The sequence below is a fragment of the Mycobacterium heidelbergense genome (assembly GCF_010730745.1).
Classification (GTDB): Bacteria; Actinomycetota; Actinomycetes; order Mycobacteriales; family Mycobacteriaceae; genus Mycobacterium; species Mycobacterium heidelbergense.
The window spans coordinates 2448767-2465082 of the sequence record NZ_AP022615.1 but is presented as its reverse complement, the minus strand read 5'-3'; the positions used below and the strand labels follow the sequence as shown (position 1 = coordinate 2465082).

General features: G+C 69.2%; 16 protein-coding genes, 1 tRNA gene and 1 other RNA gene. 8 read left to right on the top strand and 10 right to left on the bottom strand.

The window, feature by feature from the left end; translation table 11 throughout:
- The first annotated feature begins 204 nt into the window (after positions 1-204).
- On the top strand, positions 205-1434 hold the full coding sequence (locus tag G6N25_RS11515; protein WP_083074886.1) for a Mur ligase family protein: 1230 nt from the start codon (positions 205-207) through the stop codon (positions 1432-1434).
- Positions 1435-1438: 4 nt separating this feature from the next.
- The gene (locus G6N25_RS11510; protein WP_142272716.1) at positions 1439-2143 is read left to right on the top strand and encodes a type 1 glutamine amidotransferase; all 705 of its coding nucleotides are present in this window, start codon (positions 1439-1441) and stop codon (positions 2141-2143) included.
- Here the strand turns inward: G6N25_RS11510 and G6N25_RS11505 are convergent.
- From G6N25_RS11505 to G6N25_RS11495, 3 genes are all read right to left on the bottom strand, one after another.
- Positions 2140-2970 carry an endonuclease domain-containing protein gene (locus tag G6N25_RS11505; RefSeq protein ID WP_083074889.1) on the bottom strand — a complete coding sequence of 277 codons (831 nt, stop codon included), beginning with the start codon at positions 2968-2970 and terminating at the stop codon, positions 2140-2142. The two genes, G6N25_RS11510 and G6N25_RS11505, sit on opposite strands and share 4 nt — an antisense overlap.
- A gap of 99 nt (positions 2971-3069) precedes the next feature.
- Positions 3070-3681: a recombination mediator RecR gene (gene recR / locus G6N25_RS11500; protein WP_083074890.1), complete on the bottom strand. Its 612-nt coding sequence runs from the start codon at positions 3679-3681 to the stop codon at positions 3070-3072.
- A gap of 12 nt (positions 3682-3693) precedes the next feature.
- Positions 3694-4035 carry a YbaB/EbfC family nucleoid-associated protein gene (locus G6N25_RS11495; protein WP_083074892.1) on the bottom strand — a complete coding sequence of 114 codons (342 nt, stop codon included), beginning with the start codon at positions 4033-4035 and terminating at the stop codon, positions 3694-3696.
- Between the two features lie 98 nt (positions 4036-4133).
- On the opposite strand from G6N25_RS11495, the gene G6N25_RS11490 reads away from it, so the two are divergent.
- Positions 4134-4895: an Rv3717 family N-acetylmuramoyl-L-alanine amidase gene (locus tag G6N25_RS11490; protein WP_197745677.1), complete on the top strand. Its 762-nt coding sequence runs from the start codon at positions 4134-4136 to the stop codon at positions 4893-4895.
- Here G6N25_RS11490 and G6N25_RS11485 read toward each other — a convergent pair.
- The gene (locus tag G6N25_RS11485) at positions 4892-5329 is read right to left on the bottom strand and encodes an SRPBCC family protein (RefSeq protein WP_083074895.1); all 438 of its coding nucleotides are present in this window, start codon (positions 5327-5329) and stop codon (positions 4892-4894) included. The two genes, G6N25_RS11490 and G6N25_RS11485, sit on opposite strands and share 4 nt — an antisense overlap.
- A gap of 72 nt (positions 5330-5401) precedes the next feature.
- On the opposite strand from G6N25_RS11485, the gene G6N25_RS11480 reads away from it, so the two are divergent.
- Both G6N25_RS11480 and G6N25_RS11475 read left to right on the top strand, forming a co-directional pair.
- Positions 5402-6805 (top strand): FAD-binding oxidoreductase, encoded by a 1404-nt coding sequence (locus G6N25_RS11480; RefSeq protein ID WP_083074961.1) that lies wholly within the window; start codon positions 5402-5404, stop codon positions 6803-6805.
- Positions 6802-8112, top strand: a complete 1311-nt coding sequence (locus G6N25_RS11475; RefSeq protein WP_197745676.1) for a class I SAM-dependent methyltransferase — start codon at positions 6802-6804, stop codon at positions 8110-8112. Before G6N25_RS11480 ends, G6N25_RS11475 begins: the two co-directional genes overlap by 4 nt.
- A gap of 9 nt (positions 8113-8121) precedes the next feature.
- On the opposite strand, the gene G6N25_RS11470 is transcribed toward G6N25_RS11475, so the two are convergent.
- The 3 genes from G6N25_RS11470 to ffs form a co-directional block, all read right to left on the bottom strand.
- Entirely contained in the window at positions 8122-9963 is a 1842-nt protein-coding gene (locus G6N25_RS11470; protein ID WP_083074964.1) for a DNA polymerase III subunits gamma/tau, read from the bottom strand.
- 181 nt (positions 9964-10144) lie between these two features.
- Positions 10145-11437 (bottom strand): aminotransferase class I/II-fold pyridoxal phosphate-dependent enzyme, encoded by a 1293-nt coding sequence (locus G6N25_RS11465; protein WP_142272713.1) that lies wholly within the window; start codon positions 11435-11437, stop codon positions 10145-10147.
- A 104-nt stretch (positions 11438-11541) separates the two neighbouring features.
- Positions 11542-11636, bottom strand: an RNA gene (ffs, locus tag G6N25_RS11460) — signal recognition particle sRNA small type.
- Positions 11637-11701: 65 nt separating this feature from the next.
- Here ffs and G6N25_RS11455 point away from each other — a divergent pair.
- Positions 11702-11790 (top strand) — tRNA-Ser (locus G6N25_RS11455).
- Between the two features lie 114 nt (positions 11791-11904).
- On the top strand, positions 11905-12678 hold the full coding sequence (locus tag G6N25_RS11450) for a hypothetical protein (RefSeq protein ID WP_083074898.1): 774 nt from the start codon (positions 11905-11907) through the stop codon (positions 12676-12678).
- Positions 12679-12685: 7 nt separating this feature from the next.
- Here the strand turns inward: G6N25_RS11450 and G6N25_RS11445 are convergent, their stop codons facing one another.
- A complete protein-coding gene (locus tag G6N25_RS11445) occupies positions 12686-13426 on the bottom strand; it encodes an enoyl-CoA hydratase/isomerase family protein (RefSeq protein ID WP_232065773.1) in 741 nt (246 codons plus the stop codon).
- Between the two features lie 19 nt (positions 13427-13445).
- A complete protein-coding gene (locus tag G6N25_RS11440) occupies positions 13446-13823 on the bottom strand; it encodes a hypothetical protein (protein ID WP_083074965.1) in 378 nt (125 codons plus the stop codon).
- Between the two features lie 122 nt (positions 13824-13945).
- Between G6N25_RS11440 and G6N25_RS11435 the strand changes: the two genes are divergently transcribed.
- Positions 13946-15004 carry an NAD(P)H-dependent amine dehydrogenase family protein gene (locus tag G6N25_RS11435; protein ID WP_083074901.1) on the top strand — a complete coding sequence of 353 codons (1059 nt, stop codon included), beginning with the start codon at positions 13946-13948 and terminating at the stop codon, positions 15002-15004.
- Between the two features lie 7 nt (positions 15005-15011).
- Here the strand turns inward: G6N25_RS11435 and lipL are convergent, their stop codons facing one another.
- Positions 15012-16301: an esterase/beta-lactamase LipL gene (gene lipL, locus G6N25_RS11430; RefSeq protein ID WP_083074903.1), complete on the bottom strand. Its 1290-nt coding sequence runs from the start codon at positions 16299-16301 to the stop codon at positions 15012-15014.
- Positions 16302-16316 lie beyond the last annotated feature (15 nt).

Genomic DNA, 16316 nt, shown 5'->3' with positions numbered 1-16316 from the left:
TGAGAATGGCACGTCCGACCGACATCACCCGGTCGCTGCGCCGTCGTGTCGGAACTTAACTCGCCACGCCCCCGCCGCGCCCGGCACACAGCCCCGCCACGCCCGGCGCTCAGCGCCGCGCTTGCGATCGAACCTGAACCCACCAGGGCGACCCGCCGCGCCCGGCGCTCAGCGCCGCGCTTGCGATCGCCCTAAACTGCGCGGGTGGTTACCGCCCGCGCACGCCTGGCCCTCGCCGCGGGGGCGAGCGCACGCTGGGCGTCACGGGTCACCGGGCGTGGGGCCGGCGCGATGATCGGCGGCCTGGTCGCGATGACCCTGGACCGCTCGGTGCTGCGCCAGCTCGGGGCCGGGCGGCGCACCGTCGTCGTCACCGGCACCAACGGCAAGTCGACGACCACCCGCATGACCGCGGCCGCCCTAGGCACGCTGGGCGCGGTCGCGACCAACGCCGAGGGCGCCAACATGGACGCCGGCCTGGTGGCCGCGCTGGCCGCCGATAGACAGGCCGGGCTGGCGGCGCTGGAGGTCGACGAGATGCACGTCCCGCACGTCCTGGATGCCGTAGACGCTGCCGTCGTCGTGCTGCTCAACCTGTCGCGAGACCAGCTGGACCGGGTCGGCGAGATCAACATCATCGAGCGCACGCTGCGGGCGGGCCTGGCCCGGCACCCGAAGGCTGTCGTCGTCGCCAACTGCGACGACGTGCTGATGACCTCGGCCGCCTACGACAGCCCCAACGTGGTGTGGGTGGCCGCGGGCGGCGCGTGGGCGAACGACTCGGTCAGCTGCCCGCGCAGCGGCGAGGTCATCGTCCGCGACAAGGGGCACTGGTATTCCACCGGCGCCGACTTCAAGCGACCCAGCCCGCAGTGGTGGTTCGATGACGACACCCTGTATGGGCCCGACGGCCTGGCCCTGCCGATGAGGTTGGCGCTGCCGGGAGCGGTGAACCGCGGCAACGCCGCCCAGGCCGTCGCCGCCGCCGTCGCGCTGGGCGCCGAGCCGTCGAAAGCCGTCGCGGCGGCCTCCAAGGTCGACGAGGTCGCCGGGCGCTACCGCACCGTCCGCGTCGGCGCGCACGAGGCGCGGATCCTGCTGGCCAAGAACCCGGCCGGCTGGCAGGAGGCGCTGTCGATGGTGGACGAGCGCGCGGCCGGGGTGGTCATTTCGGTCAACGGGCAGGTGCCCGACGGCGAGGACCTGTCGTGGCTGTGGGACGTGCGTTTCGAGCGGCTCGAGAACACGGCAGTCGTCGCCGCCGGTGAACGCGGGACCGACCTGGCGGTGCGGCTGGGGTATGCGGGCGTCGAGCACACCCTGGTGCACGACACCGTGGCGGCCATCGCGTCGTGCCCGCCCGGGCGAGTGGAGGTCGTCGCCAACTACACCGCGTTCCTTCAGCTGCAGCGAGCGTTGGCGCGCCATGGCTGACTCTGTGGTGCGGATCGGGGTGGTGTTGCCCGACGTGATGGGCACCTACGGCGACGGCGGCAACGCGCTGGTGCTGCGCCAGCGGCTGCGGCTGCGCGGGATCGCCGCCGAGATCGTCGAGGTCACGCTGGCCGACCCGGTGCCGGAGTCGTTGGACCTCTACACGCTGGGCGGCGCCGAGGACTACGCGCAGCGGCTGGCCACCAGGCACCTGCTCCGGTACCCGGGCCTGCAGCGCGCGGCGGAGCGGGACGCGCCCGTGCTGGCGATCTGCGCGGCCGTCCAGGTGCTCGGCCAGTGGTACGAGACGTCGTCGGGCGAACGGGTCGACGGAGTGGGCATGCTGGATGCCACCACGTCGCCGCAAGACAAGCGCACCATCGGCGAGCTGGTGACCACGCCGCTGCTGACCGGCTTGACCCAACAGCTCACTGGCTTCGAGAACCACCGCGGCGGCACCGTCCTGGGGCCGGCGGCGGCACCGCTGGGCGCGGTGGTCAAGGGCGCGGGCAACCGCGCCGACCCCCCCGGCAATGGCTTCGACGGCGCGGTGCAGGGCAGCGTGGTCGCGACCTACATGCACGGCCCCTGCCTGGCCCGCAACCCGGAGCTGGCCGACCTGCTGCTGAGCAAGGTGGTGGGCGAGCTGGCGCCGCTGACGATGCCCGAGGTAGACGCGCTGCGCCGCGAACGGCTCGCGGCGCGCTAGGGCCGCCAGCCCCTGGCGCGCAGCGCGCTACGCACCCGGGCGACGACCTCGTCGGGGTTGTCCTCGGCGATCACCCGGACGACGATCCAGCCCAACTCGGTGAGCTTCCGCCGCCGCCACTGGTCTTTGACATACCTGCGGCGGTCGGTGCGGTGTTGGTCGCCGTCATACTCGGCCGCCACCTTGAATTGCTCCCAACCCATATCGAGCACGCCAACCGACCGCCAGTTCTCATTCACCGGTATCTGTGTTTCCGGGGTCGGCAACCCGGCGTCGATCAACAGGAGCCGCAGCCAGGTCTCTTTGGGCGACGCCGCGCCGCCGTCGACCAGCGGAAGCGCCGTCCGCAGCCGCCGCAGGCCGCGGGCGCCCGGATACCGCTTGGTCAAGAGCAGCACGTCTTCGGTCGAGAACGGCGTGGCGCGCATCAGCGCGTCGAGCCGTGCAACGGCCTGCCCCCGCGGCAGGCGCCGGCCCAGGTCGTACGCGGTCCGCGCTAGCGTGGTGACAGGAAGGCCGGCGACGCGGGTGATCTCGTCATCGCCCAGGGCCTCGTCGCGAACCACGAGTCCCCGCGGCGGCCTGGTGTTGGCCCAGATCAGCTCGATCGGGATGTCGTCGTCGACCCATTGCGCACCATGCAGTGCGGATGCGGCGATGCCAGCGATCACGGCGCGGCGCCGCGACCACAACCAGGCACCTACGGTCCGGTCGCGCAATGAGCAACTGTCGCCCTTCGGCGCGTACACACCCGGATAGACGGGGCGGTACCAACGTCGCAACTCATGCCGGGTCACATCCCCGCTACCGATGAACGCCATCGCCATGGCCCGCAATGGTGGCACCGGGGACCGACAATTCGCCGAGCCTGTAAATCTGCCGAGGAAGTGCGAGTAGGGGCCGCCAGATTTACAGGCTCGGCGAAATCAGACCATCGCCCGGCGGCCGGTGAGCGCGCGGCCCAGCGTCAGCTCGTCGGCGAACTCCAGGTCGCCGCCCATCGGCAGGCCCGACGCGATACGCGTCACGGTCAGGCCGGGGATGTCGCGGAGAATCCGCACCAGGTAGGTGGCGGTCGCCTCCCCCTCGGTGTTGGGGTCGGTGGCGATGATCACCTCGGCGATGTCGACGTCGTCGACGCGTTCGCCGATGCGGCTCAGCAGCTCGCGGATGCGCAGCTGGTCGGGGCCCACCCCGGACAGCGGATCCAGCGCGCCACCCAGCACGTGGTAGCGGCCCCGGAATTCGCGGGTGCGCTCGACGGCCTGGATGTCCTTCGGCTCCTCGACGACGCACACGACAGATGCGTCTCGACGCGTATCAGAACAAATTCTGCAACGCTCGTCGTCCGAGACGTTGCCGCACACCGCGCAGAACCGCACGCCGTCGCGGACCTTGCCCAGCACCGCGGTCAGCCGGTCGATATCCGGCGGCTCGACCGACAACAGGTGGAACGCGATGCGCTGCGCGCTCTTGGGTCCAATGCCCGGCAGCTTGCCCAGCTCGTCGATCAGATCCTGGACGGGTCCCTCAAACATGGCGGTATGGCGTCACAGCCCCCGCATTTGAGTCGGTGGCGCCGGCGGGCCGCCCATGCCGCCGGCCAGGGCCCCCAGCTGGTCCTGCGCCATCTTGGTGACCTGCTGGGAAGCGTCGCCCATGGCCCCGACGATCAGGTCCTGCAGGGTCTCGATGTCCCCGGGGTCGACGACCTTGGGATCGATCGTCACGGCGATCACCTCGCCGCTGCCCTTGACGACGACCTTGACCAAACCGCCACCGGCCTGACCGTGCACCTCAGCGCTCGCGAGATGTTGCTGGGCTTCCAGTAGCTTTTGCTGCATCTGCTGCGCCTGGGCGAGCAGCGCCGACATGTCGCCTCCGGGTTGCATGACAATCCCCTCGCATCTTGGTCTCGAGTTGGTTTCGCCTGTGGATGTCGGGCGATTCGAAACACCCAGCGTAGACCGCGCGAGGTTACCTTAGCGCCGTGGACCTACGAGTGAGCAGGCGTGTCGGATTCAGAATGGCGATCGGTGTCCTGATTGCCGCCTCGGCGGCGATCATCCCGACCGCGACCGCGACCCCCTCCAACATCGCCGGGATGGTCGTTTTCATCGATCCCGGCCACAACGGCTCCAATGACGCCTCCATCTCCCGCCAGGTGCCCACCGGTCGCGGCGGGACCAAGGACTGCCAGGCCACCGGGACGTCGACCAACACCGGCTACATGGAGCACACCTTCACCTGGGACACCGCGCTGCGGGTCCGCGCCGCGTTGAACGCCCTGGGCGTCCGCACCGCGCTGTCACGCGGCAACGACACCGGGCTGGGGCCGTGCGTCGACGCGCGCGCCAACATGGCCAACTCCTTGCGCCCCAACGCGATCCTGAGCATCCACGCCGACGGCGGCCCGCCGTCCGGGCGGGGATTTCACGTCAATTACTCGGCCCCGCCGCTCAACCAGGCGCAGGCCGGCCCGGCGGTACAGTTCGCCCGGATCATGCGCGACCAGTTGCAGGCCTCGGGCATTCCGCCCGCTAACTACATCGGCCAGGACGGCCTGTACGGCCGCTCGGACCTGGCCGGCCTGAACCTGGCGCAGTATCCGTCGATCCTGGTCGAGTGCGGCAACATGAAGAACCCCGTGGATTCGGCGCTGATGGAGTCCGCGGATGGCCGGCAAAAATACGCCGACGCGCTGGTCCGCGGCGTCGCGGGCTTCCTGGCCACCCAGGGCCAGGCGCGCTAGCCTTCCAGTTCTTTCTTCAGGTTGGCCAGGACCTCGGCCTGAATCTTCTTCAGCCCCAAGGGCGCAAAGGTCTTTTCGAAGAAACCCTTGATGCCGCCCGCGCCGTTCCAGGTGGTCTTCACCGTGACGCTGGACCCGGTTCCGGCGGGGGCGACGGTCCAGTTGATGACCATGGACGAGTTCGCGTCCTTCTCGATGACGGTGTGACCGGCCACGTCAACGTTGACCTGCACGTCGCGAACCCGCGATTTGGTGGCCTGCAGCTTCCACTGGGCGACCGTGCCGGCCCCCTGGCCGCCCTGCAGCACCTGGTATGCGCTGTATTGCGGGGAGAGGATCTTCGGGCGCACCTTCTGGTAATCCGCGACGGCGGCAAGGGTCGCCGCGGGCTCGACGTTGATCAAGATCGTGCTGGCTGCGCTCACCTGTCCCATAGGGGTGCGACTCCTGTTTTTGATGTCTCCCGCGCACGGGTGCACGGGCTGTTTCCGAAGACTAGGGTATATGTGGTGCCTGTCCGTGGATCTGCACTCTCGGCTCACGCAGCGGGCGTTGACCGGTTGATGGCGAGTTATCGATCCATCCCCGCAACGTCCGCGGTCCGGCTCGCCAAGCCGACCTCAAACCTGTTCCGCGCCCGCACCAAACGCGATGCGCGCGGGCTGGACACCTCGGGGCTGACCGGTGTCCTCGGCGTCGATCCCGAAACCAGCACCGCCGACGTGGCCGGCATGTGCACCTACGAGGACCTGGTGGCCGCGACGCTGCCGTACGGCCTTTCGCCGCTGGTGGTCCCGCAGCTGAAGACCATCACCCTCGGCGGTGCGGTCAGCGGCCTGGGCATCGAGTCGGCGTCGTTTCGCAACGGCCTGCCCCACGAATCGGTGCTGGAGATGGATATCCTCACCGGCGCTGGGGAATTGCTCACCGCATCCCGCGGCCAGCACTCCGACCTGTTTCGCGCCTTCCCGAATTCCTATGGGACGCTGGGCTATTCAACCAGGCTTCGGATCGAACTGGAGCCCGTTGCGCCGTTTGTGGCGATGCGACACGTCCGGTTCCATTCGCTGCCCGAGATGGTCGCGGCGATGGAACGCATCGTCGATACGGGTGGGCAGGGCGGCACCCCCGTGGACTATTTGGACGGCGTGGTTTTCAGCGCCGACGAAAGCTACCTGTGCGTCGGCAGGCGGACGACGACCCCGGGGCCGGTCAGCGACTACACCGGGAAAAACATTTACTACCAATCAATTCGGCACGATTCCGTTGGCGCGGACGCCACCAAAGACGACCGGCTGACGATTCACGACTACTTTTGGCGCTGGGACACCGACTGGTTTTGGTGCTCACGCGCGTTCGGCGTGCAGAACCCACGGCTGCGGCGCTGGTGGCCACGCCGCTATCGGCGCAGCAGCGTCTATTCCAAGCTCGTCGGCGTGGACCACCGTTTCGGCATATCCGACCGGATCGAGACACGCAGCATTCGTCCGCCTGACCGCCCCCTGCACGAGCGGGTGGTGCAGGACATCGAGGTACCCGTCGAACGGACCTGCGAATTCTTGGAGTGGTTCCTGGGCAACGTGCCGATCACGCCAATCTGGTTGTGCCCGCTGCGGCTACGCGACCGCGACGGCTGGCCGCTGTATCCGATGCGGCCGGACCACACCTACGTCAACGTCGGGTTCTGGTCGTCGGTGCCGGCCGGCGCCACCGAGGGCGTAACCAACCGGGCGATCGAGGCCAAGGTGAGCGAGCTCGACGGGCACAAGTCGCTGTACTCCGACTCCTTTTACACCCGCGAGGAGTTTGACGAGCTCTACGGCGGCGAGGCCTACAAGACAATCAAGAAAACCTACGACCCCGACTCACGTCTCCTCGACCTCTATGCAAAGGCGGTGCAACGGCGATGACGACGACCAAAGAGCCCAAGCACATCCCGACGGGCAAACTGAGCATGGCGGAGATCCTGGAGATCTTCACCGCCACCGGGCGGCAGCCGCTGAAGTTCACCGCGTACGACGGCAGCACCGCCGGCAGCGAGGACGCCGTGCTGGGCCTGGACCTTCGAACGCCCCGGGGCGCCACCTACCTGGCCACGGCCCCGGGCGAACTCGGCCTTGCCCGCGCGTACGTGTCGGGCGACCTGCAGACGTACGGCGTGCATCCCGGCGATCCCTACGAGCTGCTCAAGACGCTGGCCGACCGGGTCCAATTCAAGCGGCCGTCGGCGCGGGTGCTGGCCAGTGTGGTCCGCTCGATCGGGCTGGAGCGATTGGTTCCGGTCGCGCCGCCGCCCCAGGAAACGCCGCCCAGGTGGCGCCGGATCGCCGCCGGCCTGACGCACAGCAAGACCCGCGACGCCGAGGCCATCCACCACCACTACGACGTCTCCAACACCTTCTACGAGCGGGTGCTCGGGCCGTCGATGGCCTACACCTGCGCGGTCTACCCCAGCGCCGACGCGACGCTGGAAGCGGCCCAGGAGAACAAGTACCGGCTGATCTTCGAGAAGCTGAGGCTCCGGCCGGGCGACCGGCTGCTCGACGTCGGCTGCGGCTGGGGCGGCATGGTGCGCTACGCGGCGCGGCGCGGCGTCCGGGCGATCGGGGCCACGCTGTCGGCCGAACAGGCCAAGTGGGCGCAAAAGGCGATCGAGGACGAAGGGTTGACGAACCTTGCTGAAGTGCGGCACTCCGACTACCGCGACGTGCGCGAAGCGGGATTCGAGGCCGTTTCGTCCATCGGGTTGACAGAGCACATCGGCGTCAGGAATTACCCCGCCTACTTCGGCTTCCTCAAATCCAGGCTGCGCACCGGCGGTCTGCTGCTCAACCACTGCATCACCCGCCACGACAACACATCGGCCTCGTTCGCCGGCGGATTCACCGACCGCTACGTCTTCCCGGACGGGGAGCTGACCGGCTCGGGACGCATCGTCACCGAGATCCAGGACGTCGGTTTCGAGGTGCTGCACGAGGAGAACTTCCGCCATCACTACGCGATGACGCTGCGCGACTGGTGCCGCAACCTGGTCGAGCACTGGGACGAAGCGGTCGCCGAGGTCGGCCTGGCCACCGCCAAGGTGTGGGGCCTGTACATGGCGGCCTCACGGGTGGCCTTCGAGCAGAACAACCTTCAGCTGCACCACGTGTTGGCGGCCAAGGTCGACGTGCGGGGCGACGACAATCTGCCGCTGCGGCCGTGGTGGCAGCCGTAGCCCGATCGGCTAGCCGCCGTCGATGCGGCGGGCACCCAACTCGTTCTGTAACAGCTCGAGTGCGACCTCCTCGGGGTCGCGCCGCGGCCCCGAGGGCTCGCCGTGGCCGGCTTCGGCAAGCATGTGTTCCTCTTCGTCCCGCTGGGCCGAATCCGGCTCGGCGGGCTCGTCGGGAGGCGCTTCCCGCCTGACGGGCGGCGGGGCGCTGGGCGCGGGTTCCGCCGCGCCGACCTCGCACCGCACCCGCCAGCTCACCCCCAGCGCGTCTTGGAGCGCCTCGGCGATGACGTCGGCGTTGCGCTGTTCACACAGCCGCTTGGCCAGCGGCGCGGACGCGTGGGTCAGCACCAAGGTGTTGCCCTCGATCGCCCGGACGGTAGCGCCCGCCAGCATCACCTCGGTGGTGCGGCTGCGCTGGCGCACCTTGTCGCGCACCGTCGGCCACATGGTTCGCACCGCGGCCGCGTTGAGTTCGCCAGGGGCAGAAGCGGATTCGGGTTCGGGGGCCGGCACCGACGGCGGTTCGGGCACCGGCTCGGGCTTGGCGACGGGCTCGGGCTTGGCGACGGGCCCGGGCTCGGGCTTGGGGACGGGCTCGGCGGCCGCCTTGCGGGGCCGGGCGGGAGCCGCCGCCGGCTCCGCGACCGCGGGCCTGGGCGGGGGCGCGGCGACTGCGGCCTGGGCGGCGGGGATGGACATGTCCAGCCGGGTCTCGATCCGTTCGACGCGCTGCAGCAGCGCCGACTCGGCGTCGCTGGCCGACGGCAGCAGCAGTCGCGCGCAAACCACTTCGAGCAGCAGGCGCGGCGCCGTCGCGCCGCGCATCTCGCCCAGCCCCGCCTGCACCACCTCGGCGTACCGCGTCAGGGTCGCCGTGCCGATTCGGGCCGCCTGCTCGCGCATCCGGTCCAGCACGTCTTCCGGCCCGTCGACCACGCCGCGGCTCACGGCATCCGGAACCGCTTGCAGCACAATGAGATCGCGGAACCGTTCCAGCAGATCGATGGCGAAGCGCCGCGGGTCGTGGCCGGCGTCGATCACCGACTCGACCGCGCCGAACAGCGCGGCGGCATCCGACGCGGCAAGGGCGTCGACGGCGTCGTCGATCAGTGCGACGTCGGTGGCGCCCAGCAGGCCCAGCGCCCGCTGATAGGTCACGTGGTCGTTCTCGGCTCCGGCCACCAACTGGTCGAGCACCGAGAGGGTGTCGCGCGGCGAACCGCCGCCCGCCCGGATCACCAGCGGGTACACCGCGTCGTCGACGACGACGCCCTCCTGCTCGCAGATCCGCCCGATCAACGCCCGCATGGTGCGCGGCGGCAGCAGCCGGAACGGGTAGTGATGGGTGCGCGACCGGATCGTCGGCAGCACCTTCTCCGGTTCGGTGGTGGCGAAGATGAAGATGAGGTGCTCGGGCGGTTCCTCGACGATCTTGAGCAGCGCGTTGAACCCCGCGGTGGTCACCATGTGCGCCTCGTCGACGATGAACACCCGGTAGCGCGACTGCGCCGGAGCGTAGAACGCGCGGTCCCGCAGTTCGCGCGTGTCGTCCACGCCGCCATGGCTGGCCGCGTCGAGCTCCACCACGTCGATGCTGCCGGCAGCGTTGGGGGCCAACGCCACGCAGGAGTCGCACACCCCGCACGGATTGGCCGTCGGCCCCTGCGCGCAGTTCAACGACCGGGCCAGGATGCGCGCCGACGAGGTCTTTCCGCAGCCGCGCGGCCCGGAGAACAGGTACGCGTGATTGATCCGGCCCGCTTCCAGCGCGATGGACAGCGGTTCGGTGACGTGCTCCTGCCCCACCACCTCGGCGAAGGTTGCCGGTCGATACTTGCGGTAGAGGGCCACGGTCAGCAGGCTACCGGCGCCGTCCGACGACGATGCGGGCACCGCAGGTCCCGCTGAGGAGCCGGACGGTAGGCGCGGTGGCTAGAGCGCGGCTGGCATCGAGTGTGCGTCTGTGGCATCGAGTGTGCGTCCAGGGTGGGATCCCGCGCGATTCTCCGCCCTCAGGACACACTCGACGCCATCAGCTCACACTCGATGCGGGGGAGACGAGCAACGACTCGGAAGCCGCCAGCAGCGCACAGGTCGCCAGCCCGTCGACCGCGTCGCGCAGGTTCGGCAACGACGGGAACGTGGGCGCGATCCGGATGTTCTTGTCGTCCGGGTCCTTCCGGTAGGGGAACGACGCGCCCGCCTCGGTCACCGCGATCCCGGCGTCCTTGGCCAGGGCGACGGTCCGCCGCGCCGTGCCGGGCAACACGTCGAGGCTGATGAAGTAGCCGCCCTTGGGCTCGGTCCACGACGCGATCTTGGACTCGCTCAGCCGCTGATCCAGGATTTCCAAGGCCAGCGCGAACTTCGGCGCCAGGATCTGCTGGTGGCGCAGCATGTGCAGGCGTACCCCGTCGGCGTCGCCGAAGAAGCGCAGGTGCCGCAGCTGGTTGACCTTGTCCGGGCCGATCGACTTCTTCCCCGCGTATTGCAGATACCAGGCGATGTTGCCCAGCGATCCGCCGAAGAAGCTGACGCCGGCGCCGGCGAAGGTGATCTTGGAGGTGGACGCGAAGACGTAGGGCCGGTTGGGGTTGCCGGCCGCGGCCGCGAGCCCGAGCACGTCGACCTGGCGGATGAAGTCGTGCGTCAGGGTGTGCACCGCGTAGGCGTTGTCCCAGAACAACCGGAAGTCGGGCGCCGCCGTTCGCATCTGGACGAGCCGGCGGGTCGTTTCCCAGGAGTAGGTGACGCCGGTGGGGTTGCCGAACACCGGCACCGTCCACATCCCCTTGATCGCCGGGTCGACGGCGACCAGCTCTTCGATCAGGTCGACATCCGGCCCGTCCTGCAGCACCGGGACCGGGATCATCTCGATGCCCATCGTCTCGGTGATGGCGAAGTGCCGGTCGTAGCCGGGGACCGGGCAGAGGAACTTGACGGCCGGCTCGTCCTTCCAGGGCCGCTGCGAGTCCACGCCGCCGTACAGCATCGAGAAGGCGACGAGGTCGTGCATCAGCTCCAGGCTGGAGTTGTTGCCCGCGATCAGGTTCTGCACCGGCAGGCCGAGCAGTTCGGCGAAGATGGCCCGCAGCTCGGGCAGGCCGTGCAGGCCGCCGTAGTTGCGGGTGTCGGTGCCCTCGGCGTCGCGGTACTCGTCTCCGGGCAGCCTCAGCAGCTGGTTGGACAGGTCGAGCTGCTCCGGGGACGGTTTGCCGCGGGTCAGGTCCAAAGCGAGCTTCTTGGCCTGGAGCTCCGCGTAATCCTGCCGGTTGCGTGCGTGGACCGCCGCCAGCTCGTCAGGGCTGAGGGAATCGAACGACACCATGGGCCCTTTCGCTGTTGAACGCTGGGGATCGTGCACGGCCCAACCCTGGTGGTGATCGCAAGCGCGGCGGAGCCGGGCGCTGCGGGTCGCCACTCGTCAAGCCTAGGGGACCCCGCGCACCCGACAGAGCCCATTGACCCTTGCTGCCTTCCGGCCCTGGGGGAGTTCACAGGATAGACGCCGCGCGGGGTCCATCGCGAGTGTAATACCCGGCCCGAAGCGACCGGCGGCGGCCGCGGGACACTCGGCTACCATGGCCACGGAGGATTCGCCTAGTGGCCTATGGCGCTCGCCTGGAACGCGGGTTGGGTTAATAGCCCTCGCGGGTTCAAATCCCGCATCCTCCGCCATTGGTCGTACTCGATTGGGGCGCGACCAACCAGCGACGTCGTTTGGAATCGGTTTAGGCGGCCTTTAGGCTGGCGTACCAGCCAGCAAGGCTCACCACCAGCATGAGGAGGCGTATGGGGCGCAAAGTCGCCATACCGTGGCACGCGTCGTTTTCGATTGCCGCCGGCGTCCTCTACTTCTATTTCGTGTTGCCCCGCTGGCCTGAGCTGATGGGCGAGACCACGCATTCGTTGGGAACGACGCTTCGGATCGTGGCGGGCGCGCTGACCGGCCTGGCCGCGCTGCCCGTCGTGTTCACCCTGTTGCGCACCCGCAAGCCGGAGCTGGGGACTCCGCAGCTGGCCCTGTCCATCAGGGTCTGGTCGATCGTGGCCCATGTGCTGGCCGGCGTGCTGATCATCGGCACCGCGATCAGCGAGATCTGGTTCAGCCTGGACGCCGCCGGCCGGTGGCTGTTCGGGATCTACGGCGCGGCCGCGGCGATCGGGCTGCTCGGGTTCTTCGCGTTTTATCTGTCGTTCGTGGCCGAGTTGCCGCCGCCACCGCCGAAACCGATCAAGGCGAAGAAGCCCAAACGGCGACGCCTTCGCCGCAAGAAGGGCGACGAGGCGGGCGCTGAAGAGGCTGAAGAGGCTGAGGAAGCCACCGAAACCGAAGAGGCCGAAGAGCCGGACCAGGCGGAGGAAGAGCCCACTGCTGCCGACGCCGAGCCGGCGGCAGCAGCCGAACCGGCCACCGAGGAAGCGCCGACGACACAGGACGCCGAGGCCACGGACGACACCGAGGAGTCCCGGGGTGGCTTGCGTAACCGCCGCCCGACGGGGAAGGGGTCTCATCGGCTTCGGCGCAGGCGCACCCGCGGCGGCGGGGTCGCGCTCGACGAATAAACCAGCCTTAGCGGCGCCGCAGGCCCTCGAGGTAGGCGGCGAGGCGCCGCTGCGTCTGGTCCGCGCCCCACAGCCGGCGGACCTCGCCGTCGATGGCGGCGGCCTCGCGCATCCGCGCCAGCGTGGGCGCCCGCAGCTGGGCCTTCGTATGGCGATACGCGTCGACCGGGATGCCGCCCAGGTCGGAGGCCTCCGCCACCGCCGCCTCCACAAGATCTTCGGCGACAACGCGGTGGGCGAGTCCGTTGACGACGGCGTCGGCCCCCCGGTGGGTGCGCCCGTCGAGCAGCACCCGCTCGGCATGGTCCCCGCACGCGTAGCGCATCACCTCGAGCGCGGCGACCGGAAAGGGCACTCCGACGCGGACCTCGGACGCCCCGATCTGGGCCTCGGGGCTGATCAGCCGGCGGTCGCAGGCGCAGGCGAGCACGCACCCGCCCGCGATGGCGGCGCCGTTGATCGCGGCCACCGTCGGGCCCGGGTAGCCGAACATCGCCTCGAACGCCTCGGACAGCGCCGGAACCAGCCGGTCGGTGTAGCCCGCACCGCCTTGCACCACGCTCTCGAGGTCAACGCCGGCGCTGAAAACCCGGCCGGCGCCGGTGATGACGAGCGCCTCGGCGCCCGAGCTCCGCAGCTCGCGAAGCTCGCCCGTCAGCTCGGCCAGCAGCTCGACATCGAGGGCATTGACGCGCCCGGACGACAGGGTCAGCACCCGCACCGCCCCGACGGTTTGGACATCAATCACGGCGACACGCTCCCTTTGGTCAGCTCGACGACACGATAACGACCGGAATGTCGGTGTTCTCATCGGTGTGATAGCTCGCGCACACCCGGTGATAGCCGTCGGCGATCTGCAGCGGAACCCCCTTTGCGAAGTCGCCGCGCACCAGCAGGATGGGCGACAACGGTTGGCCCTTCTTGATCTTGGACAGATCCGCGGCGACGTGCGGATTGTCGACGTCCAGCAACCTCAGCCGCGCCGCCCGCAGAATGTCCTTGGCCTTCTTGTGCGCTACGGTTCCGGCCTTCAACTTGTTCGTCAACTTCTTGACGGACTGCGCGTCCGCGAGCAAGGCGAGGTAGTCGGCCGCCGCCGGAAAGTCGTGGGCCTCAGGCTTTTCCAGCCATTGGACGCCTGCCATCGCCTGTCTCCCTTCGTGGGCCGTGTCGACGCAGCCTACCGGTTCGACGACAAATTGGGGCAGGTCGGTACCGGCGCCCATGAGGTGGCGCTCGGCCGCGCAGCATTCCCTATGCTGAGCGAGTGCCAAACAACTATCGCGTCGTCCAATGGAACACCGGGAACGTCGGCAAGAGCTCGCTGCAATCCATCGCCGACAACCCCGCGCTCGACCTGGTGGGGTGTTATGCCTGGTCGCCGGAAAAGGTCGGCCGCGACGCGGGCGAACTGGCCGGCATTTCGCCGCTCGGGGTGGCGGCCACCGATGACGTCGACGCGCTGCTCGCCCTCACACCGGACTGCGTCGTCTACAACCCCATGTGGATCGACGTCGACGAGCTGGTTCGCATCCTGTCGGCCGGGGTCAACGTGGTGACGACGGCGTCCTTCATCACCGGGCACAACCTGGGCGATGGCCGCGACCGAATCGCCGAAGCCTGCCGCAAAGGTGGGTCGACGATCTTCGGATCCGGCGTCAGCCCGGGCTTTGCCGAGCTGTTGGCGATCGTGTCGGCGATGGTGTGCAATCGGATCGACAAGGTGACCGTCACCGAAGCCGCCGACACCACGTTCTACGACTCACCGGCGACCGAAAAGCCGGTGGGCTTCGGCCAGCCGATCGACCACCCGGAACTGCAGGCGATGACCGCGCGCGGGACGGCCATCTTCGGCGAGGCGGTCCGGCTGGTGGCCGACGCGCTGGGCGTCGAGCTCGACGACGTGCGGTGCGTGGCCGAATATGCCGAGACGACAGCCGATCTCGATCTCGGCTCCTGGACGATAGCCGCGGGATGCGTGGCGGGCGTCTACGCGAGCTGGCGGGGCATCGTCGGCGGCAAGACCTTGATCGACCTCAACGTCCGGTGGCGCAAGGGCCAGACACTGGAGCCCGATTGGAAGATCGACCAGGACGGCTGGGTCATCCAGATCGACGGGCAGCCCACCGTAACAACCAAAGTCGGCTTTCTGCCGCCGCCGTATTTCCAGGCCGAGACGATCGCCGACTTCATGACGCTCGGGCACATCATGACGGCCATGCCGACCCTCAACGCGATCCCGGCCGTCGTCGCCGCGCCGCCGGGCATCGTCACCTACGCCGATCTGCCGCTGACACTTCCCCGCGGCTACGCCAAGGTCGGCTAACCCTCGGCTAACCGCCGCCCGACGCCGCCTTCGCCTGTCGCCGAGCGGGTTTGGGGTAGGCCGCCCCGAGCGGGGGCACCTCGAGCGGACCCTGGTGACGGGCGGCGTCGATGGCGCTGCGCAGCGGACCGGCCAATCCCGCGAACGACCCCATGTCGAACAGCAGCGGCGTCAAGAGCCGGTTGTGGATGAACCCGAAGGCGCTGCCGGATTCGGGGTCGGCCCATCCCAGGGTTCCACCCAGGCCCACGTGACCGAACCCCTTGAGCAGGCCGGGAACCGGCGATTCGTGGTAGCCCAGGTGAAAAGGCATGGGCACCACCATGTTTGCGTCGGGCCACTTGCGTCGCGACTCCCCCGTCAGTCCGCGCACCAACTCCTTGGACAGATACTTTTTGCCGTCGATCCGGCCGTCGTTGGCCAACACGGCGTACATCTTGGCGAGGCCGCGACCGGTCACCACGCCGTTGGCCGCCGGCACCTCGCCGTCCAGGAACGGGGTCTCGCCCTTGATCAGGGATACGACGCCGGGGAAGTACATCGCCCCCAGCGCGCCGGAGAAGGGCAGGCCGGCCAGTTTCGGTGCGATGAAATTGAATACCGGGGCGCGCAGCTTTGCCTGCGGCATCAGGATCTGCGCCGGCTTGGTCGGGGCGCCTTCGGGGGGACGGCCGAGATGCAACCCGTCGGTGTTGAGCGGGCGCGCGACCTCCTGGCGGATCAGCTCCCGCATGCCCTTGCCCGTCACCGCCCTGGCGAGACCGGACAGCAGCCATCCGTAGGTCAGCGCGTGGTATGCCTGCACCCCCCGCAGGTGATCGACGGGCGCGGCGGCCAGGCGCTCCTCCATGAGGAGGTGGTCCATCAACTCCGCCTTGGTGATGCCCCGCAGATGCGACAACCCGGACCGGTGCCGCAGCACGTCGCCAACCGTGATGTCGGCCTTGCCGTTAGCGGCGAACTCGGGCCAGTGCTCGGCGACGGGGTCGTCATAGGACAGCAGGCCCCGATCGGCCAGCCGGTGAATCACCGTCGACGCCACACCCTTGGTCGCCGAGAACACCATCGCGCCGGTGTCGGCGGTCCAGCGCTGGGTGCCGGCCCGGTCCGACCAGCCCGTCCAGACGTCGACGACGGGCACGCCGTCGACGTAGACGCTCAGGGCTCCGCCGCCGAACCGGCGGCCGGGGAACAGCCTCGAGAACAGCCTGACGACGTTGGCGAAATGGGCGTCGGCGGCGCCGGACACGCCGCGGGGCAAGCCGTCGTCGGTGACCAGAAGCGTTGACGGCTTCACGGTGCCGTGACGCCC